General features: G+C 54.7%; 18 protein-coding genes, 1 other RNA gene and 1 riboswitch. Of the genes, 13 read left to right on the top strand and 6 right to left on the bottom strand.

Annotation, left to right across the window (positions count from 1 at the left end; genetic code table 11):
* Nucleotides 1-388: 388 nt before the first annotated feature.
* Entirely contained in the window at nt 389-1726 is a 1338-nt protein-coding gene (locus tag ABF287_RS04345) for a pseudouridine synthase (protein ID WP_347183791.1), read from the bottom strand.
* 113 nt (nt 1727-1839) lie between these two features.
* Here ABF287_RS04345 and ABF287_RS04340 point away from each other — a divergent pair, with 113 nt between their 5' ends.
* From ABF287_RS04340 to ABF287_RS04305, 8 genes are all read left to right on the top strand, one after another.
* Nucleotides 1840-2295: a nucleoside deaminase gene (locus tag ABF287_RS04340; protein WP_347183790.1), complete on the top strand. Its 456-nt coding sequence runs from the start codon at nt 1840-1842 to the stop codon at nt 2293-2295.
* Between the two features lie 173 nt (nt 2296-2468).
* Nucleotides 2469-2756, top strand: coding sequence for an Asp-tRNA(Asn)/Glu-tRNA(Gln) amidotransferase subunit GatC (gene gatC / locus ABF287_RS04335; protein WP_347183789.1), 288 nt, complete (start codon nt 2469-2471; stop codon nt 2754-2756).
* Between the two features lie 5 nt (nt 2757-2761).
* Entirely contained in the window at nt 2762-4243 is a 1482-nt protein-coding gene (gene gatA / locus ABF287_RS04330) for an Asp-tRNA(Asn)/Glu-tRNA(Gln) amidotransferase subunit GatA (RefSeq protein WP_347183788.1), read from the top strand.
* 37 nt (nt 4244-4280) lie between these two features.
* Entirely contained in the window at nt 4281-5009 is a 729-nt protein-coding gene (locus ABF287_RS04325; RefSeq protein ID WP_347183787.1) for a hypothetical protein, read from the top strand.
* 6 nt (nt 5010-5015) lie between these two features.
* Entirely contained in the window at nt 5016-5714 is a 699-nt protein-coding gene (locus ABF287_RS04320; protein ID WP_347183786.1) for an N-acetylmuramoyl-L-alanine amidase, read from the top strand.
* Nucleotides 5715-5726: 12 nt separating this feature from the next.
* An RNA gene (gene rnpB, locus ABF287_RS04315) (RNase P RNA component class A) lies at nt 5727-6131 on the top strand.
* A 129-nt stretch (nt 6132-6260) separates the two neighbouring features.
* Nucleotides 6261-6638, top strand: coding sequence for an STAS/SEC14 domain-containing protein (locus ABF287_RS04310; protein WP_347183785.1), 378 nt, complete (start codon nt 6261-6263; stop codon nt 6636-6638).
* A gap of 132 nt (nt 6639-6770) precedes the next feature.
* On the top strand, nt 6771-7481 hold the full coding sequence (locus ABF287_RS04305) for a DUF533 domain-containing protein (RefSeq protein WP_347183784.1): 711 nt from the start codon (nt 6771-6773) through the stop codon (nt 7479-7481).
* A 72-nt stretch (nt 7482-7553) separates the two neighbouring features.
* On the opposite strand, the gene ABF287_RS04300 is transcribed toward ABF287_RS04305, so the two are convergent.
* On the bottom strand, nt 7554-8474 hold the full coding sequence (locus ABF287_RS04300) for a DMT family transporter (RefSeq protein ID WP_347183783.1): 921 nt from the start codon (nt 8472-8474) through the stop codon (nt 7554-7556).
* 82 nt (nt 8475-8556) lie between these two features.
* Nucleotides 8557-8719, bottom strand: a riboswitch (FMN riboswitch).
* A gap of 339 nt (nt 8720-9058) precedes the next feature.
* Here ABF287_RS04300 and rpmG point away from each other — a divergent pair.
* Together rpmG and ABF287_RS04290 are read left to right on the top strand one after the other, a co-directional pair.
* On the top strand, nt 9059-9226 hold the full coding sequence (gene rpmG / locus ABF287_RS04295) for a 50S ribosomal protein L33 (protein ID WP_085849169.1): 168 nt from the start codon (nt 9059-9061) through the stop codon (nt 9224-9226).
* Nucleotides 9227-9360: 134 nt separating this feature from the next.
* Nucleotides 9361-9933 (top strand): GNAT family N-acetyltransferase, encoded by a 573-nt coding sequence (locus tag ABF287_RS04290; RefSeq protein WP_347183782.1) that lies wholly within the window; start codon nt 9361-9363, stop codon nt 9931-9933.
* 4 nt (nt 9934-9937) lie between these two features.
* Here the strand turns inward: ABF287_RS04290 and ABF287_RS04285 are convergent, their stop codons facing one another.
* The 3 genes from ABF287_RS04285 to ABF287_RS04275 all read right to left on the bottom strand — a co-directional run bounded on the left by ABF287_RS04285 (nt 9938) and on the right by ABF287_RS04275 (nt 11894).
* Entirely contained in the window at nt 9938-10543 is a 606-nt protein-coding gene (locus ABF287_RS04285) for a hypothetical protein (RefSeq protein ID WP_347183781.1), read from the bottom strand.
* A gap of 148 nt (nt 10544-10691) precedes the next feature.
* Nucleotides 10692-11465, bottom strand: a complete 774-nt coding sequence (locus ABF287_RS04280) for a Bax inhibitor-1/YccA family protein (protein WP_347183780.1) — start codon at nt 11463-11465, stop codon at nt 10692-10694.
* Nucleotides 11466-11681: 216 nt separating this feature from the next.
* Nucleotides 11682-11894 (bottom strand): DUF1127 domain-containing protein, encoded by a 213-nt coding sequence (locus tag ABF287_RS04275; RefSeq protein WP_347183779.1) that lies wholly within the window; start codon nt 11892-11894, stop codon nt 11682-11684.
* A gap of 121 nt (nt 11895-12015) precedes the next feature.
* Here ABF287_RS04275 and ABF287_RS04270 point away from each other — a divergent pair, with 121 nt between their 5' ends.
* On the top strand, nt 12016-12897 hold the full coding sequence (locus ABF287_RS04270; RefSeq protein WP_347183778.1) for a LysR family transcriptional regulator: 882 nt from the start codon (nt 12016-12018) through the stop codon (nt 12895-12897).
* Nucleotides 12898-12903: 6 nt separating this feature from the next.
* On the opposite strand, the gene ABF287_RS04265 is transcribed toward ABF287_RS04270, so the two are convergent.
* A complete protein-coding gene (locus ABF287_RS04265; protein WP_347183793.1) occupies nt 12904-13824 on the bottom strand; it encodes an NADPH:quinone oxidoreductase family protein in 921 nt (306 codons plus the stop codon).
* 397 nt (nt 13825-14221) lie between these two features.
* On the opposite strand from ABF287_RS04265, the gene ABF287_RS04260 reads away from it, so the two are divergent.
* Nucleotides 14222-14596 carry a helix-turn-helix transcriptional regulator gene (locus ABF287_RS04260; RefSeq protein ID WP_347183777.1) on the top strand — a complete coding sequence of 125 codons (375 nt, stop codon included), beginning with the start codon at nt 14222-14224 and terminating at the stop codon, nt 14594-14596.
* Nucleotides 14597-14865: 269 nt separating this feature from the next.
* Nucleotides 14866-15376, top strand: a 511-nt coding sequence (locus tag ABF287_RS04255; protein ID WP_347183792.1) for an inositol monophosphatase family protein, incomplete at its 3' end; no start/stop codon positions are given.

Genomic DNA, 15376 nt, shown 5'->3' with positions numbered 1-15376 from the left:
TGGCAAGGCCGCGTAAAACAGGATGTTGGAGCGTGCGCCCATCATTGATGGCTTTTTGCCGTCAAAAGGACGTGGCTTTGGCGCGCGCGCGGATGCGGGCGTTTCCGTTGATCCATTTGGTGAGTATTTCGAGCCGTATTTCTGTGCCATGCCTATACGCCTTGCGCGCCAATCGTCGCATATAGGGTCAATGCAACAAGCAGATAAAATGCTAATTTTTTAGCTCCGTTGGCACTCATCGGACAATCTCTCCACTGTTGGAGGGCACGCGCCCTCATACCCCTTAAGGGATTGCTATAAGATATAGGAAACAATTGCTGTTCAGAAAAGGGGTAAGCGCGGGGAAGCTGGTTGAGTTGCTCCCCCCAAAGGCTTGGTTCGAACGCGTTTAGCTGCGTTTTTTACCGCCAAAACCACCGCCGCGTGGCCCGTTGCCACCGCGTGATCCGCTTGATGGTTTGTCGCCGTGGGATTTAAACCCTTTGGCGCGCCCACCGTCAACGCTGCCGCGCGATTTGTAGCCTGCGGATTTGAATTCTGGTTTTCCGTCACGGTCGCCAGATTTGCCTTTGTAGCCGCCGCCCTTTGGGCCGCGATCATCGCGGTCGCCACGTGACTTGAAATCGCCACCCTTCGCTCCGCGATCTCCAAAGTCATCACGAGATTTGAAGCCGCCACCTTTGGGACCACGCTCATCGCGGTCGCGTGCATCTGAGCGACCAAAGCTTTCTTTGCGCGGGCCGCCGGGCTTGCCGCCACGGCTGACTTGGCGACGCGGTTCCCGTGGCTCTGACGGATGGTCGATGTCTGAGGCAAACGGATCCACGCCAAGCTGATCGCGCAAAACGCGGGCTTTGACTTCTTCGGCTTGACCCGGTTTCAGCGTGCCCAAACGGAATGGACCGTAGGAAATGCGCATCAGGCGGTTCACGATCACGCCGATATGTTCCATCGCGCGACGCACCTCGCGGTTGCGGCCTTCGCGGATGCCCACTGTGAGCCAAGCGTTGGCCCCTTGTTGGCGATCAAACACCACTTCCATGGGTTGGAAATCTTCGCCATCAATCGTGACGCCTGCACGCAATTGATCGAGCAATGCCTCTGACGGAGATCCTTTGACGCGCACACGGTATTTGCGCAACCAGCCCGTATCTGGCAGCTCAAGCTTGCGTTTTAAGGCGCCATCATTCGTGAGCAGCAAAAGCCCCTCTGAGTTCAAATCGAGACGACCGACTGAGAGCACGCGCGGCAAGCCTGCAGGCAGGTTTTCAAACACGGTCTTGCGGCCGAGTTCGTCTTTTTCCGTGGTCACGAGGCCAATTGGCTTGTGATACAGCCACAGGCGGGGCGGTTCTGCTTCGCCGATCTGTTGGCCGTCGACGGTGATGCGATCACTTGGTAAAACGTTCAAGGCGGGGGAGACAACCTTGCGGCCGTTCACAGTCACGCGGCCTTCCTCGATAATGACCTCGCAATCGCGGCGCGAGGCAACGCCTGCGCGCGCCAGAACTTTGGCGATCCGGTCACCGGGGCGCGTTCCATCTGCGCCAGCCTCAGGGCCTTTGGCGGGCGCTGTCTTGGGCGCGCCTTTCTTAGCGTATGGGTTCACAGCGGGCTTTTTGTAAGTTTTGCCTTCGCCATGGCTGCGCGAGCCTTTGCTTTTGGAAACAAAGGAAGGCGCTGAGCGTGCACCGCGGGCGGGTTTTTTATCTGAATCGCGTGTCATGGCTTGGCAATAGCGAGGGTTTGGTCCCTTGGGAAGGGGGCAAACCGTGTGCTTGCCCTGCATTTGCACGTCTTACGCTTGTTTTGAGCGCAAATCCGCGCCAATAACAGGTCATGAGCTTTAGATCTTACATGGATATTGCTTTGGCCGAGGCCAAAGACGCAGGCGCGCGCGGCGAAGTGCCTGTGGGGGCCGTTATTGTGTCTAAGTCAGGGGATGTCGTTGCGCGCGCGGGCAATCGCACCCGTGAATGGAATGATCCGACCGCCCACGCCGAAGTTGTTGCCATCCGCGCCGCCTGTGCTGATCTGGGGCAGGAACGCCTTACGGGCTATGATTTGTACGTTACATTGGAGCCATGCCCAATGTGCGCGGCAGCCATTTCAAACGCACGTATCGCGCGGCTGTATTACGGGGCAGGGGACGCGAAATCTGGTGGCGTCGCGCAAGGCCCTCGGGTGTTTTCGCACAGCCAATGCCACCACGCGCCCGAGGTCTATGATGGGATCGCCGCGGAGCCGTCTGAAGCCTTGTTAAAATCGTTTTTTGAGGCGCGCCGAAAGCCGTGACCGAGAGATTTCTTGTCACAGCATGGGGCGCTTTTGAAAAACTTGGCCTTGGTAATGGCCGTTTATCGCGCACATATGCTTGAAGTGCAGGGTGCCGCGCGATAAAGCCGTATCAAATATGATTTCTGCGCACACTGAAGAGTCTGCGCACATGCTAAAAACGGAGTTGCCCCATGTCGATCGACATTGATACCGCACGCCGCGTTGCATCGCTTGCACGCATTCGGGTTGAAGAAGACGCGTTGCCCGAGTTGGCCGAAGAATTCAACGCCGTGTTGGGCCTTATCGAGCAACTTACAGAAGTGGATGTTGAAGGCATTGAGCCGATGACATCCGTGACGCCGCAGCGTTTGAAGCGCCGTGAAGACGTGATCACTGATGGCGATCAACAAGATAAAATTTTGAAAAACGCCCCAGATGCGCGCGAAGGCTTTTTCGCTGTGCCGAAAGTGGTGGAGTAAGCGCTATGACTGATCTTAACACATTGACATTGGCCGATGCGCGCGACGGTTTGCGCAAAGGTGAGTTCACCTCCAGCGATTTGACAGAGGCCTGCCTGACATCGATTGAGGCTGCTGGCAAACTTAACGCATTCGTTCACGACACATCCGAACAAGCACGCGAACAGGCCAAAGCCGCAGATGTACGCATCGCAGCCGGTGATGCACCGAACATGTGTGGTCTGCCGATTGGCGTAAAAGATGTTTTCGCGACCAAAGGCCAACCAACTCAGGCGGCGTCGTTCATTTTGAACGGTTTTAAGCCGGAATACGAAAGCACGATCACATCCAAGTTGTTCGATGCTGGCGCTGTGATGCTTGGCAAGTTGAACATGGATGAGTTCGCGATGGGCTCTTCCAATGAAAACTCGGTCTACGGCCCTGCGATCAACCCATGGAAAATTGATGACCGCGATTTGACACCAGGTGGGTCTTCTGGTGGCTCTGCGGCAGCAGTTGCAGCGGACTTGTGTTTGGCGGCGACCGGCACAGACACCGGCGGTTCAATCCGTCAGCCTGCAGCCTTTACTGGCACGGTTGGCATCAAGCCGACATACGGTCGGTGCTCACGTTGGGGCGTTGTCGCCTATGCGTCCTCTTTGGATCAAGCTGGTCCGATGACCAAGTCTGTGCGCGATGCTGCGATTATGCTGGAAGCCATGGCTGGACATGATGCGAAAGACAGCACGTCGGCTGATTTGGCCGTGCCTGATTTCGAAGCCATGATCACCGGCGACATCAAAGGCAAAAAGATCGGTATCGCCAAAGAGTACCGCATCGAAGGCATTTCCGATGAGATCGCGAAATTGTGGGACGATGGCGCTGCGATGTTGCGCGATGCGGGCGCTGAGATTGTGGACGTGTCTTTGCCGCACACCAAATACGCTTTGCCTGCTTACTATGTGATCGCACCGGCCGAGGCCTCTTCCAACCTCGCACGGTATGACGGTGTTCGCTATGGGCACCGCGCACAGATCGATGCCGCCGAAGGCATTGATGATATGTACGAAAAGACCCGCGCTGAAGGCTTTGGCCACGAAGTGCAGCGCCGTATCATGGTTGGGACTTATGTTTTGTCTGCAGGCTTCTACGACGCCTATTACAACCGCGCGCGCAAAGTGCGCACATTGATCAAGCGCGACTTTGAACAGGTGTTTGCAAGCGGTGTGGATGCCATTCTGGCGCCAACAACGCCGACTGCTGCGTTTGGCATTGGCGAAGTCACTGGCGCAGACCCAATTGAGATGTATCTCAATGACGTGTTCACCGTGACGTTGAACATGGCGGGACTGCCCGGCGTTTCCGTTCCAACGGGGCTGTCCTCTGCTGGTTTGCCGCTTGGTCTTCAGCTGATTGGGCGTCCATGGGAAGAGGGCGATCTGCTAAATATTGCTCATAGTCTTGAGCAGTCCGCCGGATTTGTTTCCAAGCCAAGCAAATGGTGGTAACCCTGTTCTCAATGTTCAATTTTCTGGGAGACGCGTGATGCGCCGTGCCGCTTTTGCTGTGATATCTTTGGCTGTGTTGACGGCCTGTTCTATGCGTGTGCCAAATAGTGGTGCGGGCGTCGGGTTTGATACGTTTTCGGATTACCAATCGACGCTCGAAGCTGAGTTGATCGCAAACGGCGAAGGCGGCAATGACCCAGTCTTGGTCGAAGAACAAGGCACCCCTGCACCAGCCTCTGACCTTGCCGATGAGGCGATGGCTGCCATTGGGCGCAGCTCCGATGCGCCAGCTTCAGAAGGCCCTGCCGATCCAACGGGCCAATTTACACAAGTTCTTGGCGATGACTCTATTCGCACGGTCGAGAACGACGCGGGTATTTCGGCTGAGAACGATTTCTCTGCCGTCTCGTCCGAGCGCACCATCGAGCAAGATGCAGCACGTGTTGCGGCCAACAAAGAAGCATACCAAACGGTTGAGACAACTGCATTGCCGGCGCGCCCATCAGGGGCCAAGACGTCTTTGGTTGCCTTTGCCTTGTCGACTACAAATGCGGTCGGCCAACCCTTGTATTCACGCCTGATCTTGGGCGCAGAATCGCGTGCTGCGCGCAACTGTGCGAAATACCCATCACCAGACTTGGCTCAAGAAGCCTTTTTGGCGGGGGGCGGACCTCAGCGCAATGCGAGGGGTCTTGACCCAGACGGGGACGGTTTTGCCTGTTCTTGGGATCCGCATCCCTTCCGTTTGGCCGCTGGCCGCAACTAAAACAACATGAGCAAGCTAGAGTGCCTTTCCCATGCATCGCCCAATTTTGGCGAGCGCAAGGGTGGGGCTGTGCCTGACATTGTTGTGTTGCATTACACAGCCATGGCGTCCGCTGAAGAGGCCATTGCGCGGCTTTGCAATCCCGAGTTTGAAGTCTCTGCGCATTATCTGATCGACCCGAAAGGGCGCATCATTCAAATGGTCGATGAGGCCAAACGCGCGTGGCACGCGGGCGCTGGGCGGTGGGGCGATGTGACGGATGTCAATTCGCGCTCCATCGGTATCGAATTGGCCAACGCTGGCAACATGCCTTTTGCCGCCGCGCAAATGGATGCTTTGGAAGAGCTTCTGCACGACATCAATACCCGACATGCTATTGCGCCAGAGCGGGTCATTGGTCATTCCGATATGGCGCCGCGCCGCAAAATTGATCCGGGTCCGCGGTTCGACTGGCGTCGATTGGCGCTGGGCGGATTGTCGGTTTGGAGCGAGAACACCACGCCATTGACTGTCGATGAAAATCGCTTTTCGGATGATTTGGCGAGCTTTGGGTATTGTGCTGACATAGCTCTTGATGCGCGCCTATCGGCGTTTCGGGATCGTTTCCGGCCTCATCATGTTGGGGCGTTGGACGGCGTCGACATGGCGATTGCACGCGATTTGGCTGTGCGCTTTCCCGTTGACCGCGCGCCGCACACAGCCTAAGTCCAATCCCGCACGGATGGCTGGATGACCGCGGGTTCTGGGGGTGTAAACCTACTGGGACGCGAGGAAAGTCCGGACTCCATTGGACGACAGTGCCGGGTAACGCCCGGCGAGGGTAACCTTAGGGATAGCGCCACAGAGAACAGACCGCCTTCTATATCGGAGGTAAGGGTGAAACGGTGGAGTAAGAGACCACCGCGCAAGCGGCAACGCGAGCGGCACGGCAAGCCCCACTGGGAGCAATGCCAAATAGGGGTTTCGTGTGAGGCATCGCGCAAGCGACGTCATCATAGGGAGGTTCAAGCCCGAGAGACCCGGGTTGGCAGCTTGAGTGTATTGGTAACAATGCACCTAGAGGAATGGTCATCGACGGCGTTCGCGCCTGAACAAAATCCGGCTTATAGGCCATCCGTGCAAATCAATGACCAGTGTTCAAGGGTGCGGCACCAGACAGGCTTTGGCAAAATTTTCACGTATTTGACCGACATCAACACCGCCATATTCGCATTGTGGTATCAAAAAGCGCAATGAATGGAGGTTGTTTCGATGTTAAAAGTCACAAAACACTCTGAAAACCGAGTGGATATTTCTCTGAGCGGCGCGCTTGATGCGCAAGTGATGCGTGAAGGTCTCGATGAACTCATCGAGCTGTCTGAAGACGTCACGAATGGGCAAATGTTCTACAAGATTTCTGAATTCTCGTTGCCCTCATTGGCGGCCATCGGCGTGGAACTCGCGCGTTTGCCAAAGCTGTTTGGTTTGCTTGGCAAATACGACAAATGCGCCGTGTTGACCGATGCGGGGTGGTTGCGAAAAGCCGCCACGCTTGAGGGCGCTTTGTTTCCAGGGCTTGATATCAAAAGCTTTGAGTTCGATGAAACGGCTGCGGCTGAGGCTTGGTTACAAGGCGACGGCGCAGACTAACGCTTTGCGCCACTTGGGGTATTGGGGGTGAATGGGGCGCATTGCCTCCCCCTAATTGCTCTAAAACCTTGGAAAAATGTGCGCTCGCCCCCATACTTATAAGTGAGTTTGGTAATTAACGGGGAGAGACCCATGAGTTTCATGAAAACACTGGCCACGTTGGCTGTTGGTTTTGCGGCGGCAAAAGGCGTTGATAAAGTTCGTAAAATGGGCGGTATGGACGGCGTGCGCGACGCCATGCGCAAGGCTGGCGATGAAGGCGGTATGGCGGATCAAATGGGACAGATGGCTGAAAAGTTCGGCGTCCCTGGTGGAGCCGACGCCATTCGCAAAATGATGAGCACCTTCGGTGCGCAAGCCGCCGATGCGTCCGAGGCGACCGAAGCTGGCCTTGGATCTTTGTTCTCTGCAATGGGTGGTGCGGCGGCTGCGGGTGCTGGCGGTCTGTCTGATATGTTCGCGTCTGTGACCGAGGGCACGCCCATCGGTGAGGCCACTGAAGAAAACGCCAAGCTGATGATCCGCGCTATGATTATGGCCGCAAAATCTGATGGTGAAATCGACGCCGAAGAACGCACCAAAATCTTGGATCACCTGACAGACGCCTCGCAAGAAGAAATTGATTTCGTCCAAGGTGAACTTGATGCCCCCGTTGACCCGACGGCTTTGGCCAAGGATGTGACAGAAGAGACCAAAGCCAAAGTCTATGCGGCTGCGTTGATGGCGATTTCGGTTGATACAGATGCAGAGCGCACGTTTTTGAAAGCTTTGGCCGAGGCGGTTCAGTTGGATCCCGCTAAGCAAACAGAGATTCATCTGTCTATGGGCAAACCTGCTTTGTAAGCGATCGGGTTTTTTAAATTGAAAAGGGCGGCCTGATGGGGCCGCCCTTTTTTGATTTTAGGGTGGGATGCGTCAAGTGCTGCGCGATTCTTGGCGCAGCAGATACACGGACGCGCCGACAATTAGCAGGGACCCAAGCCACATCGACCCTGGTGGGACAAAGCCGAAGGCCAGCACGCCAAAGCCCACATTGAGCGGGAGTTTGAGGTGGTCAAAGGGCTGCAAATACGCCGCATCTGCAACGCTATAAGCCTTGGCGATGGCGTATTGCGCCAGCGCAGTCAAAACCCCAGCAGACAGCATCACAAGCCCCACAAGGTTTGCCCCGATGGCAAGGTTGCCAAGACCGGCATCGCCACTGACAGCCAAGGCCAGATTGATTGGTGTCAGCAAGAGCAACAGATAAACCGTCAGGCTCTCAGGGCTTTCCGTTGCGGTCATGCGTTTGGTCAGCAAGGACGTCAAAGCCCAAAACACAGCTGCCCCCACTGGATAAAGCGCGTAGGCCGAAAAGTCTTCTGCCCACGGGGCCAGTATGATCATGCCGCCGATGAAGCCAACGGTGACAGCGATCCAACGCTCGAGCGTGCTCTTTTCGCCCAAGAACAATCCCGCGCCCAGCGTGACGAAAAAGGGGGATAGCATGATCAAGGCAATGGCTTGCCAGATTGGCACATGGGCCAACCCCGTGATCCACAATTGCACCCCGATGGCAGAAGATACCACGCGCATCACGTGCAAGGTCAGCGCGCTGGTGTGCATGGCCTTGATCCCATGGCGGATCACCCAAGGGGCGGAAAATACAAAGGCGATGAAATATTGCCAAAAGGCGAGGCGGGTCGGGGCGATGCCCTGAACCATGGTGCCGTATTGGCCCAAAAGATTGATCACGGCGAAGAGAATACCTGCAATAACCATTAAGGCGGCGCCGAGCCGTGCAGGGGAATGAAGGGCGCCAAATGGCGCGGAGGTCGATTGAATTGGTCGAGTCATGCGATGTCCTTTTCTGTTGCGCATAACTCAAGGCACACAGGACAACACAGTGCGCAGACGCCGTGGGGCGCTTCGCATTTGGTCCCGCTCTCTTTCATCCGGACTATGACCGTCGGCTCTGGAATCACACCAGATCTGCTGACCCAAGAGTGGCACGTGCCACCCAAAGCGCTCGCGGGCTTGGTTGTCGTTCGCACGCCAACCTTACCGCCGGTGGGGAATTGCGCCCCGCCCTGAGAACGTTGCGGCCGAATTGACCGCGCGGTGACGTTATGCGGCCAAGCGCTTGAGCGCAACTGGGGTATTGAATCGCAATGGCCAAAAAGAAGCGTCAAAGATCTGCCATATGCCACTGGTTGTGCCGGCGAATCTGTGTCATAGGGTGCGCAAGAGCGACGGATTGAACGTTTTTAGCGATCAGTGCGTTATTTTTTTGGCCATGGTGGCCTTGCTTGCTTTTTTTGGCGCCTTGACCATTGACTCGGTCTGGCAACCCTATAAAAGGCGGGCTTCAAGAGATTTCACGGGGTGTCACGCGTAAGTGCCCGACTGACCCGTTGGACGAAAGACTGGAGACTTTAAAAATGGCTAAGCCAACCACAATCAAAATCCGTCTGAACTCAACTGCGGACACGGGCCACTTTTATGTGACCAAAAAGAACGCGCGTACGATGACCGAAAAGATGGTCATGAAAAAGTACGACCCGGTTGTGCGCAAGCATGTTGAGTACAAAGAAGGCAAAATCAAGTAAGCCTGATTTGAACGACGAAATGCAAAAGCCGCGCAAACCACAAGGTTCGCGCGGTTTTTCTTTGCTTAAAAGATTATCCTCGCGGACCTCCCCGATACGACACGCAGCATAGGCGTGACACAGGAGATCCCGATATGTGCCTATTACAAGAAAGCCCTTCGAATGACGGCAGTTTAAGCCTTCAATCGCACCCCAATACAGATTTGCCGCCCTTTATTTTGCGTGCGGCTTTGCCAAGCGACGCGCTTGCCATCGATACGCTGATTGCTGCCAGCTACGGCGCGTTGATGAAGCCCGTTTACCACGATGATATTCTTGCGCGGGCCTTGCCACGTTTGATGCGTACCGCCCCCAGCCTGTTGTCTGGCGGTACCTATTTTGTTGCGGACGCTGGCGGTGTGCTTTTGGGCGCAGGGGGTTGGTCTCAGGCGACGCCCTTTGGCGGTCTTGGGCCTGCCAGCAACGGCCACATGCGCCGTGTTGCCGTTCTGCCCAAATGGACCCGCTCGGGTGTTGGCTCGCTGATTGTTGAACACGCCTTGGCGCACGCGCAAACTCAGGGGGTTGAGAAAATGTTTTGCCTGTCCACTTTGGCGGCTGAAGAGTTCTATGAGGCGCAGGGGTTCAGTGCCACAGGTGAGGTTGAATTGACGTTGGAACCTGGCTTGTACCTCCCTGCGATCCAGATGCAGCGCGCCTTGGCGTAAAGGTCTAGATTTGCGACACCAGATATGGGATCCCAAGACTTAGGGCCGTGCCCAAAAGAGTGCCGACGATCATTAATGAAACATCTCTCTTGATGCGCGGTCCTGCATGTCTGGCGTCATTCACTACCTTAAAGAAAAAGGTGCGCTCGGTCTGTGCCTTGCGCCCTTTCATAATCCAGTTGGCTCCAAGTTGGACGGATTCGCTATACTGTTCGTCGCCAATCAAGGATAGGCCTTCACGGGTGGTCAAAACAACGGGAATATCACGCAAACTGGGTGTGGCCTTAAGGCGCTTTAACGTCTCAAGGCCTGTCGGTGTTTTTGAGTGATGCACTACAGTGGCAAGTTCTTTGCGTTTGTCCGAAATCTGGCGCACGAGATCATCAACCTGTTGGTTGACTTGAGCCGCCTCAGCGCTGTTAAGCACGTCCTTTGTCGCATAAAGGTCAAGCACGATTAGGTTAGGCAAATCTGCTGATGCGCATTCGGTCAAGCGCTCGACCACATCTGAACTGTCTTGACGGGTTTCCACGAAAACGCGGTCGCGTGCATGGTTTTGCGCAAAGGCATTTAGAGTGCTTTGTTCATCGTCAACATAGAGAATTTTCATATAAGTCCTTTGCCCATGCGCGGCACCAGGTTCGTGTGGCGGCATCTCAGTTTCGCTTTAAGCTATCGAAAACTCCAGTTTAAGCAACGTCACAAATGAAAAAGACCGGTCCTAAGACCGGCCTTTCTCTATTCGAATGTAGCTAAAATTACTCGCGGTTGCCGAGGAAGCTCAGCAAGAACATGAACATGTTGATGAAGTCGAGGTAGAGGTTCAACGCGCCCATGATCGCGGATTTCGCAAGCCATGAAGCATCCATCGCATGTGCATGCGCAAGGTACTCTGTTTTGATTTTCTGCGTGTCATAAGCGGTCAGACCAGCAAAGATCAAAACGCCGATGGCAGAGATCGCAAAGCTCAGCATGCCAGAACCCAAGAAGATGTTGACGATGGAAGCAACGATCAAACCGATCAAGCCCATCATCAAGAACGTGCCCATGCCGGACAGGTCTTTCTTAGTAGTGTAGCCAAAGATCGACAGGCCTGCGAAGGAAATTGCGGTCACGAGGAATGTCTGCGTGATCGAAATACCTGTGTAGACCAAGAAGATCGAGCTGATTGAGAGGCCCATCAGCGCCGCATATGCGTAGAAGAAGAGCTGTGCGCCAGAGGCAGACAGGCGGTTAACGGCTGCGCCAAAGGCAAAGATCATGCCGAGCGGGGCAAACATGACGACCCATTTCAATGGGGACATGTAAATCGCTTGACCGAGGCCCGTCAGGTATTGACCGTCACGGAACATGAATTCAGTTGGGGTTGAGGTCACAGCAAGATTTGCAATAGCCCAAGCTGCCAACGCAGTCAGCAACAGCCCGATAGACATCGTGCCGTAAACTTTGTTCATATGCGTGCGAAGGCCTGCATCGATTTGGGCGGCTGAGCGGGCACCAATGCCTGCATCAATCGTTCTGTAGTCAGCCATTAAACTGTCTCCTGTGCGATTTAAAACTTTGTTCCAAGCCGATTGCTTGGTTTCCACATCAATATTGGCGTGAAACGGGTCATTTTCAAGGCGCAAAGGTGGAAATCGGGGGTGAAGATGTAAAAAGACCGCGCCTTTTTGCAAAGCGCGGTCTGGATCGCTGATGGATCGGGGACAATGAGTCCAATCAGGCGATACTTTTGAGACTTAACAAGATCATTTCATCCAGTGTTGAGGGGCATCCCAAGTCGGGCGTGCGGCTTCGCGGTCGGCTTCCATGCGTGTGAGGCCGATGTCTTCTAGGATTGTGTCGTCGAGTTCTGCCAAAGCTTTTCGTTGACGCGCCAATGCGCGCGCTTGGACAAAGCGAGACAACAATGATGAAGAGTGGCTGCGGGCGCGTGGAGCGCGGAGTGTCAATGTAAGCATGGCTTTACTTTCCTATGTGTGAAGTGTCAGTGTCTATGTATCATTCATGTTGATATGTTTCGCCGATTGTGCGACATAAGTAAAATGAATGATTGTTAGATAAAGTATCACGGAGTTTGATATGGCGCGAAATCTGGATATGACGGCCCTCAGGTCTTTTGTCGCTGTGGCTGATTGTGGCGGCGTCACACGGGCGGCGGGGTTCTTAAATCTCACGCAGTCTGCCGTTTCGATGCAGCTCAAGCGGCTGGAAGAAAGCCTTGACTTGAAGCTTCTGGATCGTTCGGCGCGCACGATAGCGTTGACCGCCAATGGCGAACAGCTTTTGTCCTATGCGCGACGTATGTTGGATTTGAATGACGAAGTGTTCGGAAGACTGACTGCGGAAGAATTTGAAGGCGAGATCGTCTTGGGCGTGCCGCATGACGTCGTGTACCCGTCTATTCCGCAGGTGTTGCAGCAATTCAATCACGCCTTCCCACGGATGCGCGTCAATTTGGTGTCGTCTTTTACGGTAAAGCTTAAAGAGATGTTGGCCAAGGGCGAGGCCGATATGATTTTAACCACAGAAGATGCGGTGGACGCCGGCGGCGAGACTTTGGTGGAGCTGCCTTTGGTTTGGATCGGCGCGATCAATGGCTCTGCTTGGCGCCAAAGGCCTTTGCGTTTGGCGTTCGAACATAAATGCCTGTTCCGCAAAGGCGTTCAACAGGCGCTGGACGATGCGGGCATCCCTTGGCAGATGGCGATTGAAAGCGATCAGTCGCGCACCATTGAGGCGTCAGTTTCCGCCGATTTGGCGGTGCATGCCATGTTGGTCGGGTCTACTCCGCCACAATCTGAGATGGTCCAGCACGGCGGGGCTTTGCCGGAACTGTCGAGCAAAAAGGTCAATCTCTACGCCGCCGATGTGGCGCGAGGCGAAGCTTTTAATGCGCTCAGAGACTTGTTGCGCAACTCATACGAGATGCGTCTGAACGCGCGTGGCATGGCGGCGCAGTAAATAAGGTCACGTGGTGATGATCACCTTGCCAGTGGCGGTTCGGTTTTTGAGCAGCCCAAGGCCTTGGACTGCGTTCGCCAATGGCAACCGATGAGAAATATGCGGAGTGATTTTGCCTTGCGCGGCCCAATCAAACAGTTGGCTCAGCGAATTCGCGACCACATCTGGCGCGGTCTGGAAATATGCGCCCCAGTAAAAGCCGATCACTGAAATGTTTTTGACCAGCATATGATTGGGTTTCAATGTCGGCAGGTCACCGCTTGCAAACCCGATCAACAGAATACGGCCATCTGGGTTTGTCGCGCGAAAACAGGCTTCGAACAGATCGCCGCCAACAGCATCATAAACAACATCCGCACCACCAAGCGCTTTAATCTTGTCGCGCAGCTCGGGGTCTTGCGCATCAAACGCGTGATCCGCGCCTGCGTGTTTGGCAATGTCGAGCTTGGCTGCACCGCGTGCAATAGCGATCACTTCTGCCCCCATCGCTTTTCCAAGTTCAACGGCCGTCAATCCAACGCCGCCCGCGGCGCCAGTCACGACCAGTCTTTCGCCCGCTTGAAGCCTTGCTTTGTGGGTGAGGGCCAAATGCGATGTGCCATAGGCAATTTGTAGCGCAGCCGCCGCATCATATGAGAGTGTCGGAGGCAAAGGAATGCAACGCGCACTGGGCACAATTGCATGATCGGCAAGGCCGCCGTGGCCAGTATAAGCAGCGACGCGCATGCCGACTTTCAACGCCGCAGGCGCGTCGGGGCCAAGCGCGACAATATCACCTGCAAGCTCCATCCCAAGCGTGAAAGGGGGCTCTGGCGTTTCTTGGTAGGTGCCTTTGGTCATTAACAGATCGGAAAAGTTCAAGCTGCAAGCGCGCACTTTGATAAGCACCTGAGCGCCCACGGGGGCGTTCAGCGAGACGGTTGTCATTTGCGGCTCATGGCCGAAGTCGGAGACCTGAAGGGCGGTTGTTAAAGTGTTCATTTTGAAAGTTTGCCCCAATCGCACAGCAAATGGAATCAGTCTTATCGCCGCATTCAAAACGAGTCGCCTGATCGATTCACCCTTGAGTTGTATTGCATTCCGTTGCAAAAAAGAACGAGGAACAGGGCCGCTCGCGTTGTGGTTTAGCGCGAAAATCGATTTTCGGAAGGCTATGTAAGTGTCATTTTGCGCCATGTTGTTCAAATTTATTCTTTATTATCAGTTGTTTGATTTTGTTGTTGTTGGGCCTGTCCAAAAAGACAGGTTGAGATAAAAGTCCAGTCGGGCGAACTCTGTTACACACGCATAGGTAAGTCCATATGCCTCAGCAAGGAGCAGCGATATGAAACATCCGGTGGATGTACATGTAGGTAAGCGGGTTCGACATCGTCGTTGGATGATTGGGATGACGCAACAACAGCTCGCCGAAAAGGTGGGTATTAAGTTTCAGCAAATCCAGAAGTACGAAACCGGCATGAACCGTGTCTCGGCATCTCGGCTTTGGGATATCTCTGAAGCTCTGGACGTGCCTGTAGCATTCTTCTTTGACGGTGTTCACGCAAGTGGCGCTGAAGAAGCACCTGCGAACGGATCGGTTCCTGCCGATATTTTGGCAGACAAAGAAGCTCTGGAACTGGTGCGGTCGTACTACTCTATTCCAGAAAACCAACGTCGTCGCTTGTTTGAACTGGCCCGAGTTCTGTCAGACGTTGCGTAGTATCTAGGCGCCGACATGGTGCTGTTTTCGGTCTGTATGACCTCAAGCAATGGTCCCGATGCCTCTTGTAGGCCGCGGGACTTTCGCATTTTTAGGGGTAAACATCACCAGCTTAGGTGCGATCCTGCCAAGTGTCTTGACGCAACTGGGTTGACGCTTTACCGCAGGATATAAGCATGAGGGTCTGTTATACTGCCCTTAAAATCTGTCGCTAAACATAAGCTTAGCATTGATCTTTAGGTATAAGGTTTGATTTTTCCATGACGCAGATGACGTTCTCTACGCAAGATCAGGCCCAAATTGTCGCGACAGCGCATGCGGCTGCAGATGCCGCGCGCACCATCACCTTGAAGTACTTTCGAGGCACAGCCCTTGATACGCAGTCAAAACTGGACAAAGGGTTTGATCCGGTGACAGTGGCCGATCGAGCCTCTGAAGAAGCAATGCGCGCAGTTATTTCTAAAATGCGCCCTGATGACGCCATCCACGGCGAAGAATTCGGCCCCAAGTCTGGAACCTCTGGCCTGACGTGGGTGCTGGACCCGATTGATGGAACGCGGGGCTTTATTTCCGGCACGCCAACATGGGGCGTGTTGATTGCCTGCCGCGATGAAGCCAAAGTGCATGTGGGCGTGATCGACCAACCCTATATTGGTGAGCGGTTCTTTGGTGGCTTTGGCGCCGCAGAACTGACAGGACCGCACGGCAATCGCCCTTTGGCCGCGCGCAAAGGCGTTGCCCTAAAAGATGCTGTTATTTTCACCACTTTCCCAGAAGTTG

The sequence above is a fragment of the Pacificibacter sp. genome (genome assembly GCF_039769035.1).
Classification (GTDB): Bacteria; Pseudomonadota; Alphaproteobacteria; order Rhodobacterales; family Rhodobacteraceae; genus Celeribacter.
The sequence above is the reverse complement of the archived record's forward strand: the minus strand, read 5'-3'. Positions and strand labels throughout refer to the sequence as shown.